13 protein-coding genes and 1 pseudogene are annotated in these 15,335 nt (G+C 38.5%); 5 read left to right on the plus strand and 9 right to left on the minus strand.

Annotated elements, in window-relative coordinates:
• Positions 1 to 3: 3 nt before the first annotated feature.
• From CBM24_RS16650 to CBM24_RS16680, 7 genes are all read right to left on the minus strand, one after another.
• Complete coding sequence (locus CBM24_RS16650) at positions 4 to 360, minus strand: response regulator transcription factor (protein WP_088162010.1); 357 nt, start codon at positions 358 to 360, stop codon at positions 4 to 6.
• 4 nt (positions 361 to 364) lie between these two features.
• Positions 365 to 4,285, minus strand: coding sequence for a response regulator (locus CBM24_RS16655; RefSeq protein WP_088162011.1), 3,921 nt, complete (start codon positions 4,283 to 4,285; stop codon positions 365 to 367).
• A gap of 321 nt (positions 4,286 to 4,606) precedes the next feature.
• Positions 4,607 to 5,761, minus strand: coding sequence for a TIGR03364 family FAD-dependent oxidoreductase (locus CBM24_RS16660; protein WP_088162012.1), 1,155 nt, complete (start codon positions 5,759 to 5,761; stop codon positions 4,607 to 4,609).
• Between the two features lie 32 nt (positions 5,762 to 5,793).
• Positions 5,794 to 7,134, minus strand: coding sequence for a DUF5690 family protein (locus CBM24_RS16665; protein ID WP_088162013.1), 1,341 nt, complete (start codon positions 7,132 to 7,134; stop codon positions 5,794 to 5,796).
• Positions 7,135 to 7,318: 184 nt separating this feature from the next.
• Positions 7,319 to 7,897 (minus strand): helix-turn-helix domain-containing protein, encoded by a 579-nt coding sequence (locus tag CBM24_RS16670; RefSeq protein WP_075994857.1) that lies wholly within the window; start codon positions 7,895 to 7,897, stop codon positions 7,319 to 7,321.
• 165 nt (positions 7,898 to 8,062) lie between these two features.
• Positions 8,063 to 8,887 carry a glycoside hydrolase family 16 protein gene (locus CBM24_RS16675; RefSeq protein ID WP_088162014.1) on the minus strand — a complete coding sequence of 275 codons (825 nt, stop codon included), beginning with the start codon at positions 8,885 to 8,887 and terminating at the stop codon, positions 8,063 to 8,065.
• 135 nt (positions 8,888 to 9,022) lie between these two features.
• Positions 9,023 to 9,508, minus strand: a complete 486-nt coding sequence (locus CBM24_RS16680; RefSeq protein WP_088162015.1) for an ester cyclase — start codon at positions 9,506 to 9,508, stop codon at positions 9,023 to 9,025.
• 366 nt (positions 9,509 to 9,874) lie between these two features.
• On the opposite strand from CBM24_RS16680, the gene CBM24_RS16685 reads away from it, so the two are divergent.
• The 3 genes from CBM24_RS16685 to CBM24_RS16695 are packed head-to-tail and all read left to right on the plus strand — an operon-like array spanning position 9,875 to position 11,780.
• Positions 9,875 to 10,801 carry a ring-cleaving dioxygenase gene (locus CBM24_RS16685; protein WP_088162016.1) on the plus strand — a complete coding sequence of 309 codons (927 nt, stop codon included), beginning with the start codon at positions 9,875 to 9,877 and terminating at the stop codon, positions 10,799 to 10,801.
• Positions 10,801 to 11,139 carry a GNAT family N-acetyltransferase gene (locus CBM24_RS16690; RefSeq protein WP_349681407.1) on the plus strand — a complete coding sequence of 113 codons (339 nt, stop codon included), beginning with the start codon at positions 10,801 to 10,803 and terminating at the stop codon, positions 11,137 to 11,139. The genes CBM24_RS16685 and CBM24_RS16690 overlap by 1 nt, the downstream gene beginning before the upstream one ends.
• A 23-nt stretch (positions 11,140 to 11,162) precedes the next feature.
• Positions 11,163 to 11,780: an alpha/beta hydrolase gene (locus CBM24_RS16695; protein WP_088162017.1), complete on the plus strand. Its 618-nt coding sequence runs from the start codon at positions 11,163 to 11,165 to the stop codon at positions 11,778 to 11,780.
• An 82-nt stretch (positions 11,781 to 11,862) separates the two neighbouring features.
• Here CBM24_RS16695 and CBM24_RS16700 read toward each other — a convergent pair.
• Positions 11,863 to 12,480, minus strand: a pseudogene (locus CBM24_RS16700) (gfo/Idh/MocA family oxidoreductase); the annotation flags it as partial.
• Positions 12,481 to 12,634: 154 nt separating this feature from the next.
• Between CBM24_RS16700 and CBM24_RS16705 the strand changes: the two are divergent.
• Positions 12,635 to 13,657, plus strand: coding sequence for an IS5 family transposase (locus CBM24_RS16705; RefSeq protein ID WP_157698597.1), 1,023 nt, complete (start codon positions 12,635 to 12,637; stop codon positions 13,655 to 13,657).
• Positions 13,658 to 13,702: 45 nt separating this feature from the next.
• Here the strand turns inward: CBM24_RS16705 and CBM24_RS16710 are convergent, their stop codons facing one another.
• Positions 13,703 to 14,449, minus strand: coding sequence for a Gfo/Idh/MocA family protein (locus CBM24_RS16710; protein ID WP_088162019.1), 747 nt, complete (start codon positions 14,447 to 14,449; stop codon positions 13,703 to 13,705).
• A 563-nt stretch (positions 14,450 to 15,012) separates the two neighbouring features.
• On the opposite strand from CBM24_RS16710, the gene CBM24_RS16715 reads away from it, so the two are divergent.
• A complete protein-coding gene (locus CBM24_RS16715; RefSeq protein WP_046672944.1) occupies positions 15,013 to 15,204 on the plus strand; it encodes a cold-shock protein in 192 nt (63 codons plus the stop codon).
• Positions 15,205 to 15,335: the final 131 nt, after the last annotated feature.

The following is a 15,335-nucleotide window of genomic DNA, read 5'->3' on the forward strand; positions in this document are numbered from 1 at the left end:
ATTTTATTTATTTATTAGGCGTTTTATTCTAAGAATCAGTTCGTTTGGACTAAATGGCTTAACCATAAAATCAGATGCGCCTAAATCAAATGCATCAACCACGACCTCCTCTTGCCCCATACTTGATAATACGATGACAGGGATTTTCTTTCCAATACGCTTTATTGCCGAAAGAATTTCAATACCAGAAGCAAAAGGCATCATAATATCCGTTACAACTAAATCCAAATCTAGCTCATTAATCTTCTCGATGGCTTCACGGCCATTTCTGGTCAGCACCACTTCGTGTCCTTCTTTCACTAATTTGTGTTCAACAGTACGCAGTATCAATTCGTCGTCTTCCGCTATTAAAATCAACATATCATTATTTATTTAAGATTTTTGTAATTAATTCCAATCCTATATCCATTTCTTGTTCGATTGCCACAAAAGCGGTCGCGAGCTCAGTTTCAATCGTTGGGCTGGTCTCCAAGTCTTTGGTCATTTGGGCCAACTTGATCAGTCCGGCTGTCGATGAAGTTCCCCGTAACTTATGAAGGAGTTCTTTGATGCGTACAATATCGTTTGTATCAATTGCCTCCTTTAACTGATTTCTGGACCCCGTGATTTCCCGAACGACCAAATCCAGAAAAAAGGTTAAAAATGCAGGATCATCACCGGCCTGTTCTTCGAGGCGCTGCATATCCAAATGCTCATCCAAATCCTCCAGATCTGAAGCTTCGGCAGCACTAGGTTTCACCGATAACATCGCTTTTTCCAAGGCTTTGAATAAATCCTGTTGCCGAATAGGTTTAGCTAGAAAGTCAGACATCCCCGCTTCGAGACAGCGTTCTTTTTCGCCTGAAATATTACCGGCGGTAACACCGATAATAGGTGTTTCAGCATAACCTGCCATTTGCCGGATCTGTTTGGTTGCTTCGATCCCATCGACCTCGGGCATCTGAACATCCATCAAAATAAAATCAAATTGTTTTTCTTTGCAAGCATGAATGGCTTGTGCTCCGTCAGAAACTTCGGTTAAGAGTGCCCCTGGCATTATACTTGCCATCATGCGTAAATTAAGGGCCATATTAACGGCATTGTCGTCTGCCAACAGCACCTGAACGTCTTGACCGTACGGATCCGATGATAACGATAAGTTTGCATTCGCCTTTAATTGTACTGCATCCTCCCTATTCTGTTGTATCGCCCTTCTTAAAGTCGAATACAGTTCCTCGGATTTAATCGGCTTAAGTAGACAGAATGACCGCTCTTCTTGTCTAAATGCTGAAATCACCTCATGCTCTTCTGACGAAGTGTGCAACACAATCAAGGGGATACCTTCTTCCTGTTTTCTAAAGAGTTCTTTGATTTTTTCTATTGTTTCGAGGCCCGATAAGATCGGCATATGGTAGTCCATTAAAATAACATCGAAACGTTCCCCTTTCATCAACAACTGTAAGGCTTCCATGCCGTTTTCTGCGAGGACAGATTCGACGTTTTTATAGGCCAACATATGTTGCAGGATGATCCGATTATTAGCGTTGTCATCGACAACGAGGACACGATTTAAAGGTAAAGCTGTATCTTCATCCTCCATTTCTTCACATCGGACCTCGATATCAAAATAGAACGTCGACCCGACACCCAGTTCGCTTTCCAGATTCAATTTACTTCCCATGTATTTCAAGAGGTTGTTGGAGATGGTCAAACCGAGTCCCGTGCCCCCATATCGTTTACTTACCGAGCTATCTTCTTGCGTAAAGGCATCAAAGATGCGTTGTTGCTTCTCTGGCGGAATTCCTATCCCCGTATCTCTAACCGCAAAACGTAAGGTTAATTTATTCTCATCATTGCGAAGTTTACTGATCTTAAATTCGATTTCGCCTTTTTCCGTAAACTTAACTGCATTACCTAATAAATTCACCAGCACTTGCTTAATACGTGCCTCATCAATCCAAACAAAAGCCGGCAGTCCCTGCTCAATGTTCAAAAGCAGTTCGACTTCTTTTCGTTGTGCTTGATAGAGAACAACATTAATAACCTGATTGGCTACATCATATACGTTATACTTATCAACAAATAGTTCGAGTTTACCCGATTCAATTTTTGAAAAGTCTAAAATGTCATTAATAATATTGAGTAAGCTATTTCCTGATTCATTGATATAGCCGAGGTATTGGACCTGTGTATCATTTAATGGTGTTTTTAACAACAAATCGGAGAATCCGATCACACCGTTTAAAGGCGTTCGAATTTCGTGACTCATATTGGCGAGGAATTCGGACTTTGCTCTACTCGCCAGATCGGCCAGTTCCTTCGCTAACTTTAATTCATCATTTATTTTTACCGAATCCGTGATATTTTGTGTAAAAATAATGATCCCACCTATACTTCCATCAGCAAGATGCCAAGGTCTTACCTCCCAATTGAAATGTTGCGCTTCGGCAAGTCCGCCAGCCTGTATGACCTCATCCGTATTCTTATAAGGTATTCCCTCCAGCGCATCAAGGTAGATTTTTTTTCTATTTTCTGGGATATTTGGAAACAGATTGAAAAAGTTACTACTTGGCGGCAAGCTTACCCCTTCGTGAAAATCTTCTAACCATTGATTACTGACCGAAATATAGTTAAAGTCTCGGTCAAACATAGCAACCGAAGCAGGAACATAATCCACAAACGCACGTAACATCGATTCTTTGCGTTCCAGCTCCAAGAATAGCGATTTACTTTGATCGATATCCTGAATAATTCCAAAAACACGCTTACACACATCGTTTTCAAATTCGGGAATACCTTTTACGCGTACCCAAATTGATTCGCCATTTTGCTTTAATAGACGTAATTCGGTATCATAAGGTGTTCTTGATGTAATGGCATCTTCAAAAATTTCACGCAAAACAACCTGGCTTTCAGGTTCATAAAATCCGATTGCATGTTCAAAATCAGGTGTAAAATCAGGAGCCACACCATGAATTAGCTTTGTGGAGTCGGACCAATAAACCTTGTTTTCAACTAAGTTGACCTCCCATCCGCCAACCTGAGCGACAGTATTGGTCTGCTCCAGGATTTGTTTGGTATGCAAAAGATCATTTTCAAGTCGCAATCGATCCGTCATATTCAGGGCCGTACTGACAACATAAGACCGTCCATTCTCATCCGTCTCCAACATATTGTGGTATAGCCAAGAAATATCTTCACCATCTTTTGTTTGGAGAACCATCATTCCAGAATCCTCTTTGTTGCTCGCAATACGTTTGAGATATTCTTCAACCAGACCCACATGATGAGACGGAACCAATTTCTTGAGGTTAAGTCCCTTTACCTCTTCTTTGGCATACCGCAATATCTCTCTTCCCTTTTCATTGACGGATAGAATATTACCGTCCAAATCATGCATACTCATGAGGCCAATCGCATTTTCAAAAAAACTACGAAATCTACGTTCGGAATTCTCCAACTTGAGTTTTTCTTCGCGCTCTTTTGTTACGTTTCTGCCAAAGGCCAGAATATCATGATTTATCGGATCATATTTGAAATGCCATTCAATTTCGACAACTTGACCATTTTCTGTTTTAGTCCTACTCGTAGATTGAACGCCGTATTTTGTTTCCTCAACTCGACCTAAGTCCGACACTAATTCCCTTTCAGTGTCTCCCAATAATGTAAAAATAGATTTGCCTAAACTATTCGATCTGGACAATCCCAAGACTTTACTAAATGCAGGGTTAACTTCTTTTACCTTGCGCGTCTCATCCAATACACAAATAATATTGTTCGTCAAGTGAAAAATTTCGGAGAAATAACCAGCCTGTACTTTTCGTTTTTTTCCCAATAATATTTTGGTCACCGCCTTCCCTAGCTCCTCCAACGAGTCTTTTTGTTTATCCGAAAGCTTTTTCGGATGGAAATCAATGACACAGATTGTTCCAAGAGCATCGCCATCATCATCCAAAAGAGGAACTCCGGCATAAAAACGGATATTTCCTTCGCGAATCAATGGATTGGAAGACGAGCGTGGATCTTCAAAAGTATCTTCAATAACAAGGACCTCCTTACTCATTATGGTGTATTGACAGACCGTATTCTTCCTTTCAACGGTATCTAGCTCCATCCCAACACAACTTTGAATACGTTGTGTTTCTTCTTCCATCATGGCAATTAAAGCTGCAGGGCAATCTGTAATCAGACAGGCTGCCTGCGCAAAAACATCCAGCTCAGGGTCTTTCCCGAGTCCCATTAACTCATAGGACTTTAATTTTTCTATCCTTCTTAACTCATTTTCAGGAAAAACATTATTTGCCATTCACTTCTAATATTTAGATCTGGTTTATTGTGACCGTGAAGTTAATAAAAACATTGTTTAACGCCTAAACAATAAGGAAATATTGATCAGATAATGTTTTATAAAGAACAAACAACTGGTAAATTAGTTGATGCAATAAAAAGATTTACCAGACGTCCTTTTCATAATTTAGTTATTTACTAATTGAATTTTATAAAGCTTGACCTTATTAAGAAAGACAACTGTACATTTTAGGAAGTCTGTACAAACTGATCAAATAAATAGCTTAAAAACGAAAGAGCCCCGCTAGATGTGATAGCGGGGCTCTTCAATATGTCTAAATTAAAAAAGTTTTTCAATACTCTGTTCGGCATAGCCAGCACTTGCTGTCATTCCTTTCCCTCCAATACCGGTTCTAACATGTATTCTTGGGCTAACGTCGATTTCAAGAATATGATCTTTGTGCTGCGAATAATAACCTGCCCAAGAAGATGAAATCCAGGTACGGTCCATTGGCATGATACGGTTGGCTTCCGCAATCATCAATTCATTGATATAGGAGCTTACTGAGAAGCCCAGTTCATCCAGTCTGTTTCCCGTTGCATATTCATGCGAATCACCGATAATAATACTACCATCCGTGGCCTGTTTAAATAGGATATGAATTCCATAATTGCGCAGCTCCTGGTAGTAATCAGGCATTGGAATTGTTTGAAACGAAGGGCAATATTCTTCAAAACTCTCGTATCGACGAATGGTCAACCCAGTTAAGATATTCCCAGGAAGATAAATATGAGCCAAAGGCTTTGTACGCATCATTTGCAGCTTGCTAATTTCAAGCCCGCTATTATCAAACAAGGAACGATATAAAATTTTAAACTCGTATCCATTACAGATAAGCAATTTCTTCCCTTCAAAGTTTTCTAGCGTACTGCTCGTGACAACAACAGCATTATTTTTATCCTCGCAGGCCACAATTGTCGTATCGTATTTCAACGTATAGTCCACAAACTTATTTTGCATATAAATATGCAGCTGTCTAATCATTGACTCGGGCTCTACACTGAGTTCCTGCGGAAAAAAGATAGCCTCTTTAACATAATCAGCATTCATTACGGGATATTGCAATAGAACTTGCTCCTTTGACCAAAGTTCATGATCATATCCTTTTCCCTGATAGTGCTTAGATAGCTCGTGAAGCACCTGAACTTCATCACTATCCGAAGCAATATAGATGCTGCCGTTATTTCTAACGGATATATCCATCTCTTTCTGAATAGACTGATATATTTCAAGTCCTCGCACACCATAATCAAACCATTCGCCTGCCATCCCCGATGGCACTACCTGTCCGAAATTACGAACAGTAGATCCCACGGGGAAATTATCTTTTTCGAGTTGGAGCACGCGTAATCCCATTTGTAACGCATGATAGGCATGAAAGGTCCCTAAAATCCCACCCCCAACAATAATTAAATCATATGTATTTGTTTTCATCTTTATAAATAGAATATCATAAAAAAGTATAGTTAACTAATTTGCACTTCTCCTTTTGTGGTATGCCAAGGAGCCAACAACTCATCATCACTTCCTTTCATCTGTTCTTTTTTTCGAATAAAATAGAGTAGAGAGAAGATACCCAAAATAGCTCCGATAATAGAGGCTAAAAAGACCAATTGAATAAAGTAATTCCCCCAAGTGACAGAATTTGGCATAAATTCTTTGTTTACCAATATCAGAAAACTACCCAAATAACCGATTGAGTCAGCCATATACATAACAAAGCCGATGTTACTTTTCATACGATATGTTGCGATCATTCGCTCAAAAAATATCGCATTGTAAGGGATGTATGCCATATACAAGCCCAAACCGACGAGCAACATCCAACTTAAACCGTCAATCCATTGTTTTGTAAACAAATAGGTAGAAATACCTGCAGTCAGAAAACCTATAATGATCATATAGTGGATCAACTTAAATGCTTTAAGATTATTTTTAACCATGATTAGACAACTTACCAGCAGCAGTACAATCAAGGAGATAGTCCCATCAACTTTTGCAAAAATGCCCGCCCCCTTCACATGTAACATCTGCCAGATTTCAACCTCAAAATTATCGCGTACATCACGTAAAATAGTAAGCATCGTATAAACGATAATAGTCAAAACGATACCCGGCATAAAGGTTTTAAAAAAGTGTTTTCGCATTTTACTATCCATCGCAATGCGCTCCGTCCGGAGCTTCTTGTCTTCTTCTGTTGGCCCTGGAGCATTTTCCAATACCCATACACACAAAACAAAGGGCAGAAAAAACAGTAAACCCGTCAAAAATGGCATCCAAAACTCGTTAACATGAAAAGAAGACATCAACCACCGCCCAACCGTTTTTATCAGTCCTGACGCGAAAATCAAGCTCACAGACATCACTGCCCCCATAATCTCTGTAAACCGCCTTCCTTCTAAATAACTAAATACCAAACCCCAAACCATTCCCAATGGAAAACCATTGATAAAAAGAAAGACAACATTCCAAGGTCTCGGACAAACTGCAAATGCCAAAAGACCTATCCATGAAATACAAATCAAACCGATCAAATACCGCCCTCTACTACGCTGTTTACTTTCAGAGATAAATTTAATGCCATAAAACTTGGACAACAAATACCCCAGCATTTGAATGACCACCATACAGACTTTATAATCGACACCAAAAATAGTATCATTTGCAAAAGCAGATGCCGTAAATGACTTTCTAAATGAATACATACTCGTATAACATAAAAATGCTGTAACAGCCAGAACAATAGCCACAGATTTCTCATCCAGTCTATTTATGCGTCTTTTTATTCGTTGGTTTAACTCCATCATTTAAACTTGTTAACAGACCTCATTGTCCGCAATCAAAAGTAAATTTTGGAAATTAACACAAGACTAAACTTTTGTTAAGTATTTATAAACAAATATAAGCATCCCTTTGCGATACGAAAAGTATAAAATAAAAAAAGCATCACTGAAAGATTCAATGATGCCCTGACAATTAACATGTTATCCTCTATTTCTTATTTTCAAAAAAGTATACAATTAGCATGACGGCCTTTTCACTTCCAACATTACGCGGTGTATGTGACAATCGGCCATTAAAAAAGATCGAATCGCCCTCTTCTAAGCTAATTTTTTGATCATTGAAGATGTACTCAACCTGCCCGCTAATGATATATTTATATTCATAAGCTTCGGTCTCAACCATTGGTCGCTGCGCATCCGGAAGCAACTCCAAAAGAACAATGTCCATGGTCGAACTATCCATCGCAGATGTAAAAATCCTTTTATAATGGAAACCTATAGCCGACTCTTTTTCAAACGGACTATAAGTATCTTTTTTCCGAACGACCACGGGGCCTGAATCCAATTCAGAATTAAAATCTTTAAAAAACTCATTAAGATCAATATTCAGTGCATTGATGATATTAATCAATACCAGTAGGGAGGGTATTGTTCTGTTATTTTCAATCTGCGAAATAAGTCCCTTGCTTACCCCCGCTCTATCAGCAACTTCCTGTATGGTAATTCCTTTTTCTTTTCGAATTTCCTTAATCTTATTGCTAATCTTGAATATCGTATTATCTTCCATAATTTGGCCAAAAGTAAACATTTTTCCTATGTCGCGTATATTAAGTTTTTATCACCTAATCATAGGTCACCTCTAAAATTAGGATATTTAACTGTTATCAGAAAACTGCGGTTCAATAGTCTGCGATCTTTTTCATCTTTTACCCTTCCGAGAATTGGTGGAGCACTATTGGTAAACTTTAACCCAGTCAATACGCATCTCAACAGGCAGCTGGTCTTGATTTACCTCACCAACCCAGCTCCCGCCCAACTGTTGATCAATCAATAGATAAAAGGGCTGATCATAAGGCCACTGAGAAGGGTCTGCTCCATTAACCCTTGGATAAGTAAAGGTATCAACTCCATTCACCTGAAATACAATACGATCGGGATACCAGCTTATACCGTATGTATTGTACTCTTCTGATTTGATCGAAGCGGTACCAAAATGTTTGGGATTCTCCTTTTGCCCCAGATCTAAGGTATAGTATGAATGTGTTGTCTGGTAAATGATATGATCAAAATTAAGATGTTCCATAATATCAATTTCACCATTTCTCGGATACTTTCCATACTTGTCCAGCTCTGCTAGCATCCACATGGCAGGCCATGCACCTTTTGCACTTCCAAGTTTAGCTCGGATTTCTATACGTCCGTACTGAAAAGCAAACTTTCCCTTACTCCATATCCCACCTGTCAAAAATAGTCTTGAATCTTTATTTTTGTCTGTATTTTTTATTCCTTTAAGAATTAACTCACCATTTTCCCATCCAAAACAGGCATCATCCATACTCATATGCCGGTTCCAATCAGCTCCTCCCGCTGGAATCCGGGACCATTTACTACTATCTAGCTTAGGGGAATTAAAGTGCTCTTCCCATACTAGCTTCCATTCCTTAACCTCTCGATCTTTCTTTTGAACATATACATACGGATGATCTTTCGGACGATAATGCACACTACATGCAGAAAACAACAGATAAAAATAACTTAGGCCGAAGACTCTTTTCATGATTAACATTAATGGTTTGCGAAAAAAATGAGTTAGGCCTAAATTTAGACATAATTTACCATACCTGATAGATTCCCGAACAATTAAGAGGGACTAAAACGCAGAGGAAAAAGGAAATGCGATTTATTGCTATCCCTAAAACATAGGATGTGCGTTTGCTGCATTTTTAGGCACATCTTGCTGTGCATCCCAATGCTCCACAATTTTACCTTTTTCCAGCCTGAATATATCAATAGTCGATTTAAGACTACCATCTGGATTCTTATTCTTTAGGTGTATGAAGACCAAATCTCCATCCGAAGCAATGTGTTGCACATCAATCCTTGTTTTAGGTTGTCCTTCAAACCATTTCGCTGCAGCGAGCTTAAATGCTGCCGCTCCATCCGCAACAGAGGGATTATGTTGGATATACTGAGGGGAAATGTACTTATCAACTGCAGAGACATCCTTATCACCAAACATTTGCTGATAAAAATCTAAAACGATTCTTTTATTCTCTTTGTTTTCGTCAAGTTGTTTTTGTGCAGCCTCCTTTGATTCATTTGTCTGCGGCTGCTGACAACCCAGCGTTAGCAATAAAACAGAGAAAGTGATGACCTTAACCATTGTTCTATTTTTCATCTTTAAATCTATTTTTAATTGAAGTCTTCAATTCCCACCTCATATTAGTACAATCCAATTTACCTAAATTATACAATATATAACGCTTTTATCTGAGTTCATTTACACTATTAAATAGTGGCATGATAATTGGATTTGATGTTGTAGTATAATATTCAGAAATATACATTTCATAAATTTAGGTTAATAATTGGTTAGGTTAAACACCTGAAGTCCCCAACTTCAGGTGTTTTTTTATATATTTTCGAAAATCACTATTCCCTAAAAAACAAAAATGTCAATTATAGCTTTTATTAATCTAGTTCAATAAAATTCCCTGTTGGTCGGCGTAACTTTACATTAGTTAAGAAAATAAAATTATCAGATATGGAAAATAAAATATTAGGGTTACACCACATTACTGCGATAGCAGACAACGCAAAGCGAAATCTCGATTTTTACACGAAAGTACTGGGTGTACGCCTTGTCAAAAAAACAGTTAATTTCGACGACCCTGGCACCTACCACTTCTACTTCGGCAATGAACAGGGGGACCCCGGAACGATCCTCACTTTTTTCCCATGGGAAGGTATCGGAAAAGGTACCGCAGGAGCAGGAATGGCGACTCATATTGGCTATGCCGTACCTCAAGGGAGTTTGGATTTTTGGAAAAATCGCTTAGGGGAACATCAGATTAGTTTACAGGAAAGTGAAATTTTTGGAGAGAAGCTAATTTCATTTAATGATCCTGATGGATTGCAGCTTCAGTTTATTGAAACGAAAGATAATAGAAAGGCATGGACAACGACTGACATCAATAGCGAACATGCACTAAAAGGCTTCCATAATATCACGCTTTCTTTAAAAGAAGCAGATCCGACGCTAAAAGTATTGACCGATATTTTGGGTTATTCGCTCCAACAACAGCATGATAATCGTTATAGGTTAACAACGGATAGCATTGATACGGCTAATAGCGTTGACATAATAGCGGATAAAAATCTACCATACGGCAAAAATGCAGCCGGTACAAACCATCATGTCGCATTTCGGGTAAAGGACGACAATGTTTTGATGGAGTATCGTGAAAAGGTACTTTCAGCAGGGCTAGATATCACACCAAAAATAGATCGAGATTACTTTTTCTCACTCTATTTTCGTGAACCTGGTGGTGTCTTATTTGAAATCGCGACAGACAATCCCGGATTTACGGTAGACGAACCACTATCCAGCTTAGGATCGGCACTCAAATTGCCGAAGCAATATGAAAACTACCGTTCGCAGATTGAACAGACATTGCCAAAAATCGATTAATTAAATTATATAAACATCATTATACAAACGAGGAAATTATGGAAAGAACTGAAATTGTATTAGACAAAAATCAACGTGGAGAGCTTCAATTATTCTCCGATGAACGCAAAGCAGGTTTGATGAGTATCGCTATCATTGACGGTAATCTCGTTGTTTACCATACAGAGGTGGACGAAGCCTATGAGGGAAGAGGATTTGCAAAAATACTACTCGAGAAATTGGTATCTCATGCGCGCGAAAACAACATGAAAATTGTTCCATTATGTCCTTATGTAAATGCGCAGTTTCATCGTCATCCAGAACTATATCAAGACGTTTGGTTTAAAAAAACGGTATAAACTACCCTACATGAAAGCATAAAATGAGTCATTCAATAAATATTAAAACAGCTGGTAAAAATTTAGAACAGGCAGAAAAAGCCATTGTCATGATCCATGGTCGTGGGGGGAGTGCAGAAGACATCCTTGGCATGTCATCCTATCTTCATGTCGATAATTTTGCACTACTTGCACCGCAGGCAGAAAATCACACTTGGTACCCCTATTCTTTTATTGCTCCCGTACATGAGAACGAGCCCTGGTTGAGTTCCGCAATTGATCTGATCGATCATACAGTTAAACTAGCTTTAGACAATGGGATCCTCGCCGAAAATATCTATTTTTTTGGTTTTTCTCAGGGTGCCTGTTTAACACTAGAATATCTTGCACGGCATGGGCAGCGCTATGGTGGCGCTATAGCAATTATTGGCGGAGTAATAGGCGAAGAAATTAACAGGGATAATTACACCGGTGACTTCGCACAAACGCCTATTTTTATTGGCACTAGCAATCCTGATTTCCATGTTCCTCTTGAACGCGTTGAAGCTACAGTATCCATATTAGCACAAATGAATGCCAATGTAAAGCTCATGGTATATCAAAACGCGGGGCACTCCATCAATCGCGAGGAGATCGATCTTGCAAATGAATTTGTTCTTTAAGAAATAAAGGAGTGAATAATCAGTAAGGAATAATCCATTGGTTGTTGATTATAATAATTAATCAACAACCAATTTTAAGGCATTATACTTTTGGGTATTTATAGCCGTTATGATAAACCGAAGCTAAGTATTTATTTGCTTTCTGATCGGTAAAATGCTGTTTATCTTTATCCCAATAGAGTTTTTGTCCAGTTCTGAATGCTATATTTCCGAGCTGAGAAAAGATGGCAATGTGTGCCCCCACTTCAATTGGTGCATGAAGTACTTGTGGATTACGTTGGCGAATGGATGCTACAAAATTTTCCATATGTTTGTCCAGTCCGTTATCTAAAGAAGGTTGGATAGAGACCGCTTCCATCCTTCCTTTTTCTGGAATGACCTCCCAGCCCGACCTGTTCAAGACCAGCGTACCATTGTTACCAATAAATGCTACACCGTGATTGCGGTTATAAGGTCCGAGATCAATTCCTTTGGCATGTTCCCATTGAATATTGAAGCCATCAAACTCGTACACAGCAGTCATCGTATCAGGTGTTTGGCCTGCATCGTCCGGGAACGCAAACTTACCTCCTGAGGCCATAATAGATTTTGGATCAGAAACCTTCATCCCAAGTAAAGCATAATCTAACATATGCACACCCCAATCTGTCATCAAACCTCCTGCATAGTCCCAAAACCATCGAAAATTAAAATGGAATCGATTCGAATTAAATAAGACCGTTGCAAAAGTGTTTGGTTTTTATTTTATTGATATTCAAGTTTTTAATTTGTTTCTTGTTGATTTTCGTTATATTTAAGGTATGGAAAAGACAGAAAAAGTTAGCTTTGTTGATTACATGGTTCAAAGACGGAAAATCAAGCAGGAATTCTTCGATCAGATCAATACATTGGTAAATTGGCATCCGATTTCAAATATTATCAACAAGCATTACCACAAAGGGGAAAGCAAAATGGGACGCCCTAGTTATTCTGGTCTTGTCCTCTTCAAAATGACACTTCTACAGACCTGGTATGGTCTGAGTGACTACGAAGTAGAAGACCGTATAAACGACAGTATCTCCTTTAGTCGCTTTGTTGGCATCAGTTTGGACGATTCGGTTCCCGATCACAGTGTTATTAGCCGTTTTCGCAGCTCGCTGACAGAAAAGGGTGTTTATGAGAATCTATTCAAGGAGCTGAACAAGCAGTTGAATAAACATAAAATATTGGTAAAACGTGGAGCTATCGTTGATGCCAGTATTGTTGATTCTCCGCTAAAACCAAAAGGCAAAGTTATTTACGAGATCGAAAGTGACCGTAGTGAACATCCTCGCGAAGATTCTGAGCTGGATAAAGAGAATAGTGAACAGTTATTGATCCAACAAGAGAGCCCGGGTGTTGACCATGAAGCTCGTTGGATAAAGAAGGCTGGGAAAACACGTTATGGCTATAAAAAGCATTATGTCACCGATACAGAAGGCCTGGTTCTGGGCGTGGTAACCACTCCAGCAAATGTAAATGAAATTGCCAATCTTCAACAGGTAATATCTTCGGCTGACCTTCCAAAGGGCATCCATATCTATGCTGACAAGGGATATCGTTCCTCTAAAAATGAGGAATTGATCAAATCAGGAAAGCTAAAAAGCAGGATCTTGCATAAGGCAAAGAAAGGAACAGCGTTAACCGAAAGAGAGAAGTTAAGAAACAAACTGATCGGCAAGATCAGGTTCAAAGTTGAACGGACCTTCGGGAGCATCCGGCGATGGTTCAACTCAAGCTGTGCAAGGTATAAGGGGATCGCCAAAATGCATACACAAAATCTAATGGAAGCCATGGCGTACAATCTTTACAGATCACCTGGGATACTTGTGTCCAATGCAATAAAAAACACAAATTAAGCAGTTGAAAAGGCCTCAAAAAGAGGATTTTTCAAGAAAACGCAACTAGATTTCCGAATCCAAATCGGAAAAAACTGCAAAAAAAAGCAAAAATAACCGATCAGAAAATATCAACATTATTTTGCAACGGTCTTTAAATGGTCTTTTTTGTGCCGGACCTAGCCATTCCGTATAATGTACACCTGCAGGAACCGGTTCATCGGGCACTATGGGAATAGCACTTTTCCACCCTTGATAAGACCAAGCTTTTACCAATCTTATTTTGCCCAATTTACCGGAATGAACAAAATCAATGGCGTCCTTAAAATGTTGCTGACTTCTTTGCCATTGCCCGACTTGTACAATAGCCTTATTCTTTTTTGCTGCCTGAACCATTAATTGACATTCAACAATGGAGTTACCGATGGGCTTTTCGACATATACATGCTTTCCAGCATTTACGGCATCTACCAGTTGCAGGCAATGCCAATGATCCGGAGTTGCAATAATGACCGCATCCACAATCGAGCTATTGAGCATCTTCTTATAATCTACAAACGTTTCGACCTGTATATTTCTTTTTTGAAGTTCTTCTGCTCTCTTTTTAAGAATATTTTCATCCACATCACAAAGAGCAGTACACACCAAGCCATCATTCTTTAACAATGCATTCAAATCAGAACAGCCCATACCATTTACACCAATTAATCCAACCCGGATGGATCGATCTAAAAAGTTTGAACCTTTAGCATTTAAGAAAAATGACGATGCAGCTAAAACAGTGGACGTTTTGATAAAATCTTTTCTATTCATTGGATATTGGTTTAAGTTTTGTTTTTACTGGATATCATCTAAATTGTCAAAACGAACAGAATACATATGCTTAGATGAATGCCCTAAATAAGAATGCTTTCTTTATTATTAAAAACAAATTGCTTCGATGAAAATACAAAAATGAATCTAGGTGCTCGCAAAAAGCATTGTAAAATATATATAGACAAACCTAGCGTACCCCTATCAAAAAATGGTCGAGTTAGAATCACTCGACCATACATCTACCTATGAAAAACATGCCCTTGGGAGGGGCGGTTGAAGTTACTACTAATTTCACTAAGAACAAACATTTAGAAAAAATATTTATCTAAATAATTAATAATACCATTAACAACAGCATCATGAGTTGACCATGTTACATTGGTTGGCGAGATCGTGTTTTATTATACATTTTTGTTCGATAAATTCCTCCTTCTAACGCTGTTTCAATCAACATCTCGTTCAAAAAAACGCTCAGTTACACAACCCATTTTATAATTCATTAAAAAAAATAAAAGATTAATCATTTATTATGCCTACCTTGCCGCACTTAATTAAAAATAATGAATACAGGTAAAATTAAATTTTTCAATGAAACTAAAGGTTTTGGTTTTATTACACCAGAGGATGGTAGTGCAGATGTTTTCGTACACGTTTCTGCGCTTAAAAACCAAGTATCTGAAGGCGACGTTGTTACTTATGATGTAGAAAGAACTCCAAAGGGGATCAGCGCTACAAATGTAAAATTGGCGTAATCCAAAAAATACACTTTCTTGTTAATGGGGTAATTCTTAATGACTTATCCCATTTCTTTTTCCTATTCTTCCTTTACAATTTTTTAGCAATCTTTTACTTTTCCGTTGAAGACTTTTAGTTTTCAAATAAA

It is taken from the genome of Sphingobacterium sp. G1-14, assembly GCF_002196555.1.
Lineage (GTDB): Bacteria > Bacteroidota > Bacteroidia > Sphingobacteriales > Sphingobacteriaceae > Sphingobacterium > Sphingobacterium siyangense.

Bases quoted from the DNA above. Each gene is read 5' to 3' on its own strand.
- CBM24_RS16660 (WP_088162012.1), bottom strand. From the start codon at position 5,761: ATGAAAACAAATACATATGATTTAATTATTGTTGGGGGTGGGATTTTA.
- CBM24_RS16650 (WP_088162010.1), bottom strand. From the start codon at position 360: ATGTTGATTTTAATAGCGGAAGACGACGAATTGATACTGCGTACTGTT.
- CBM24_RS16655 (WP_088162011.1), bottom strand. From the start codon at position 4,285: ATGGCAAATAATGTTTTTCCTGAAAATGAGTTAAGAAGGATAGAAAAA.
- CBM24_RS16685 (WP_088162016.1), top strand. From the start codon at position 9,875: ATGGAAAATAAAATATTAGGGTTACACCACATTACTGCGATAGCAGAC.
- CBM24_RS16670 (WP_075994857.1), bottom strand. From the start codon at position 7,897: ATGGAAGATAATACGATATTCAAGATTAGCAATAAGATTAAGGAAATT.
- CBM24_RS16675 (WP_088162014.1), bottom strand. From the start codon at position 8,887: ATGAAAAGAGTCTTCGGCCTAAGTTATTTTTATCTGTTGTTTTCTGCA.
- CBM24_RS16715 (WP_046672944.1), top strand. From the start codon at position 15,013: ATGAATACAGGTAAAATTAAATTTTTCAATGAAACTAAAGGTTTTGGT.
- CBM24_RS16665 (WP_088162013.1), bottom strand. From the start codon at position 7,134: ATGATGGAGTTAAACCAACGAATAAAAAGACGCATAAATAGACTGGAT.
- CBM24_RS16710 (WP_088162019.1), bottom strand. From the start codon at position 14,449: ATGAATAGAAAAGATTTTATCAAAACGTCCACTGTTTTAGCTGCATCG.
- CBM24_RS16695 (WP_088162017.1), top strand. From the start codon at position 11,163: ATGAGTCATTCAATAAATATTAAAACAGCTGGTAAAAATTTAGAACAG.
- CBM24_RS16680 (WP_088162015.1), bottom strand. From the start codon at position 9,508: ATGAAAAATAGAACAATGGTTAAGGTCATCACTTTCTCTGTTTTATTG.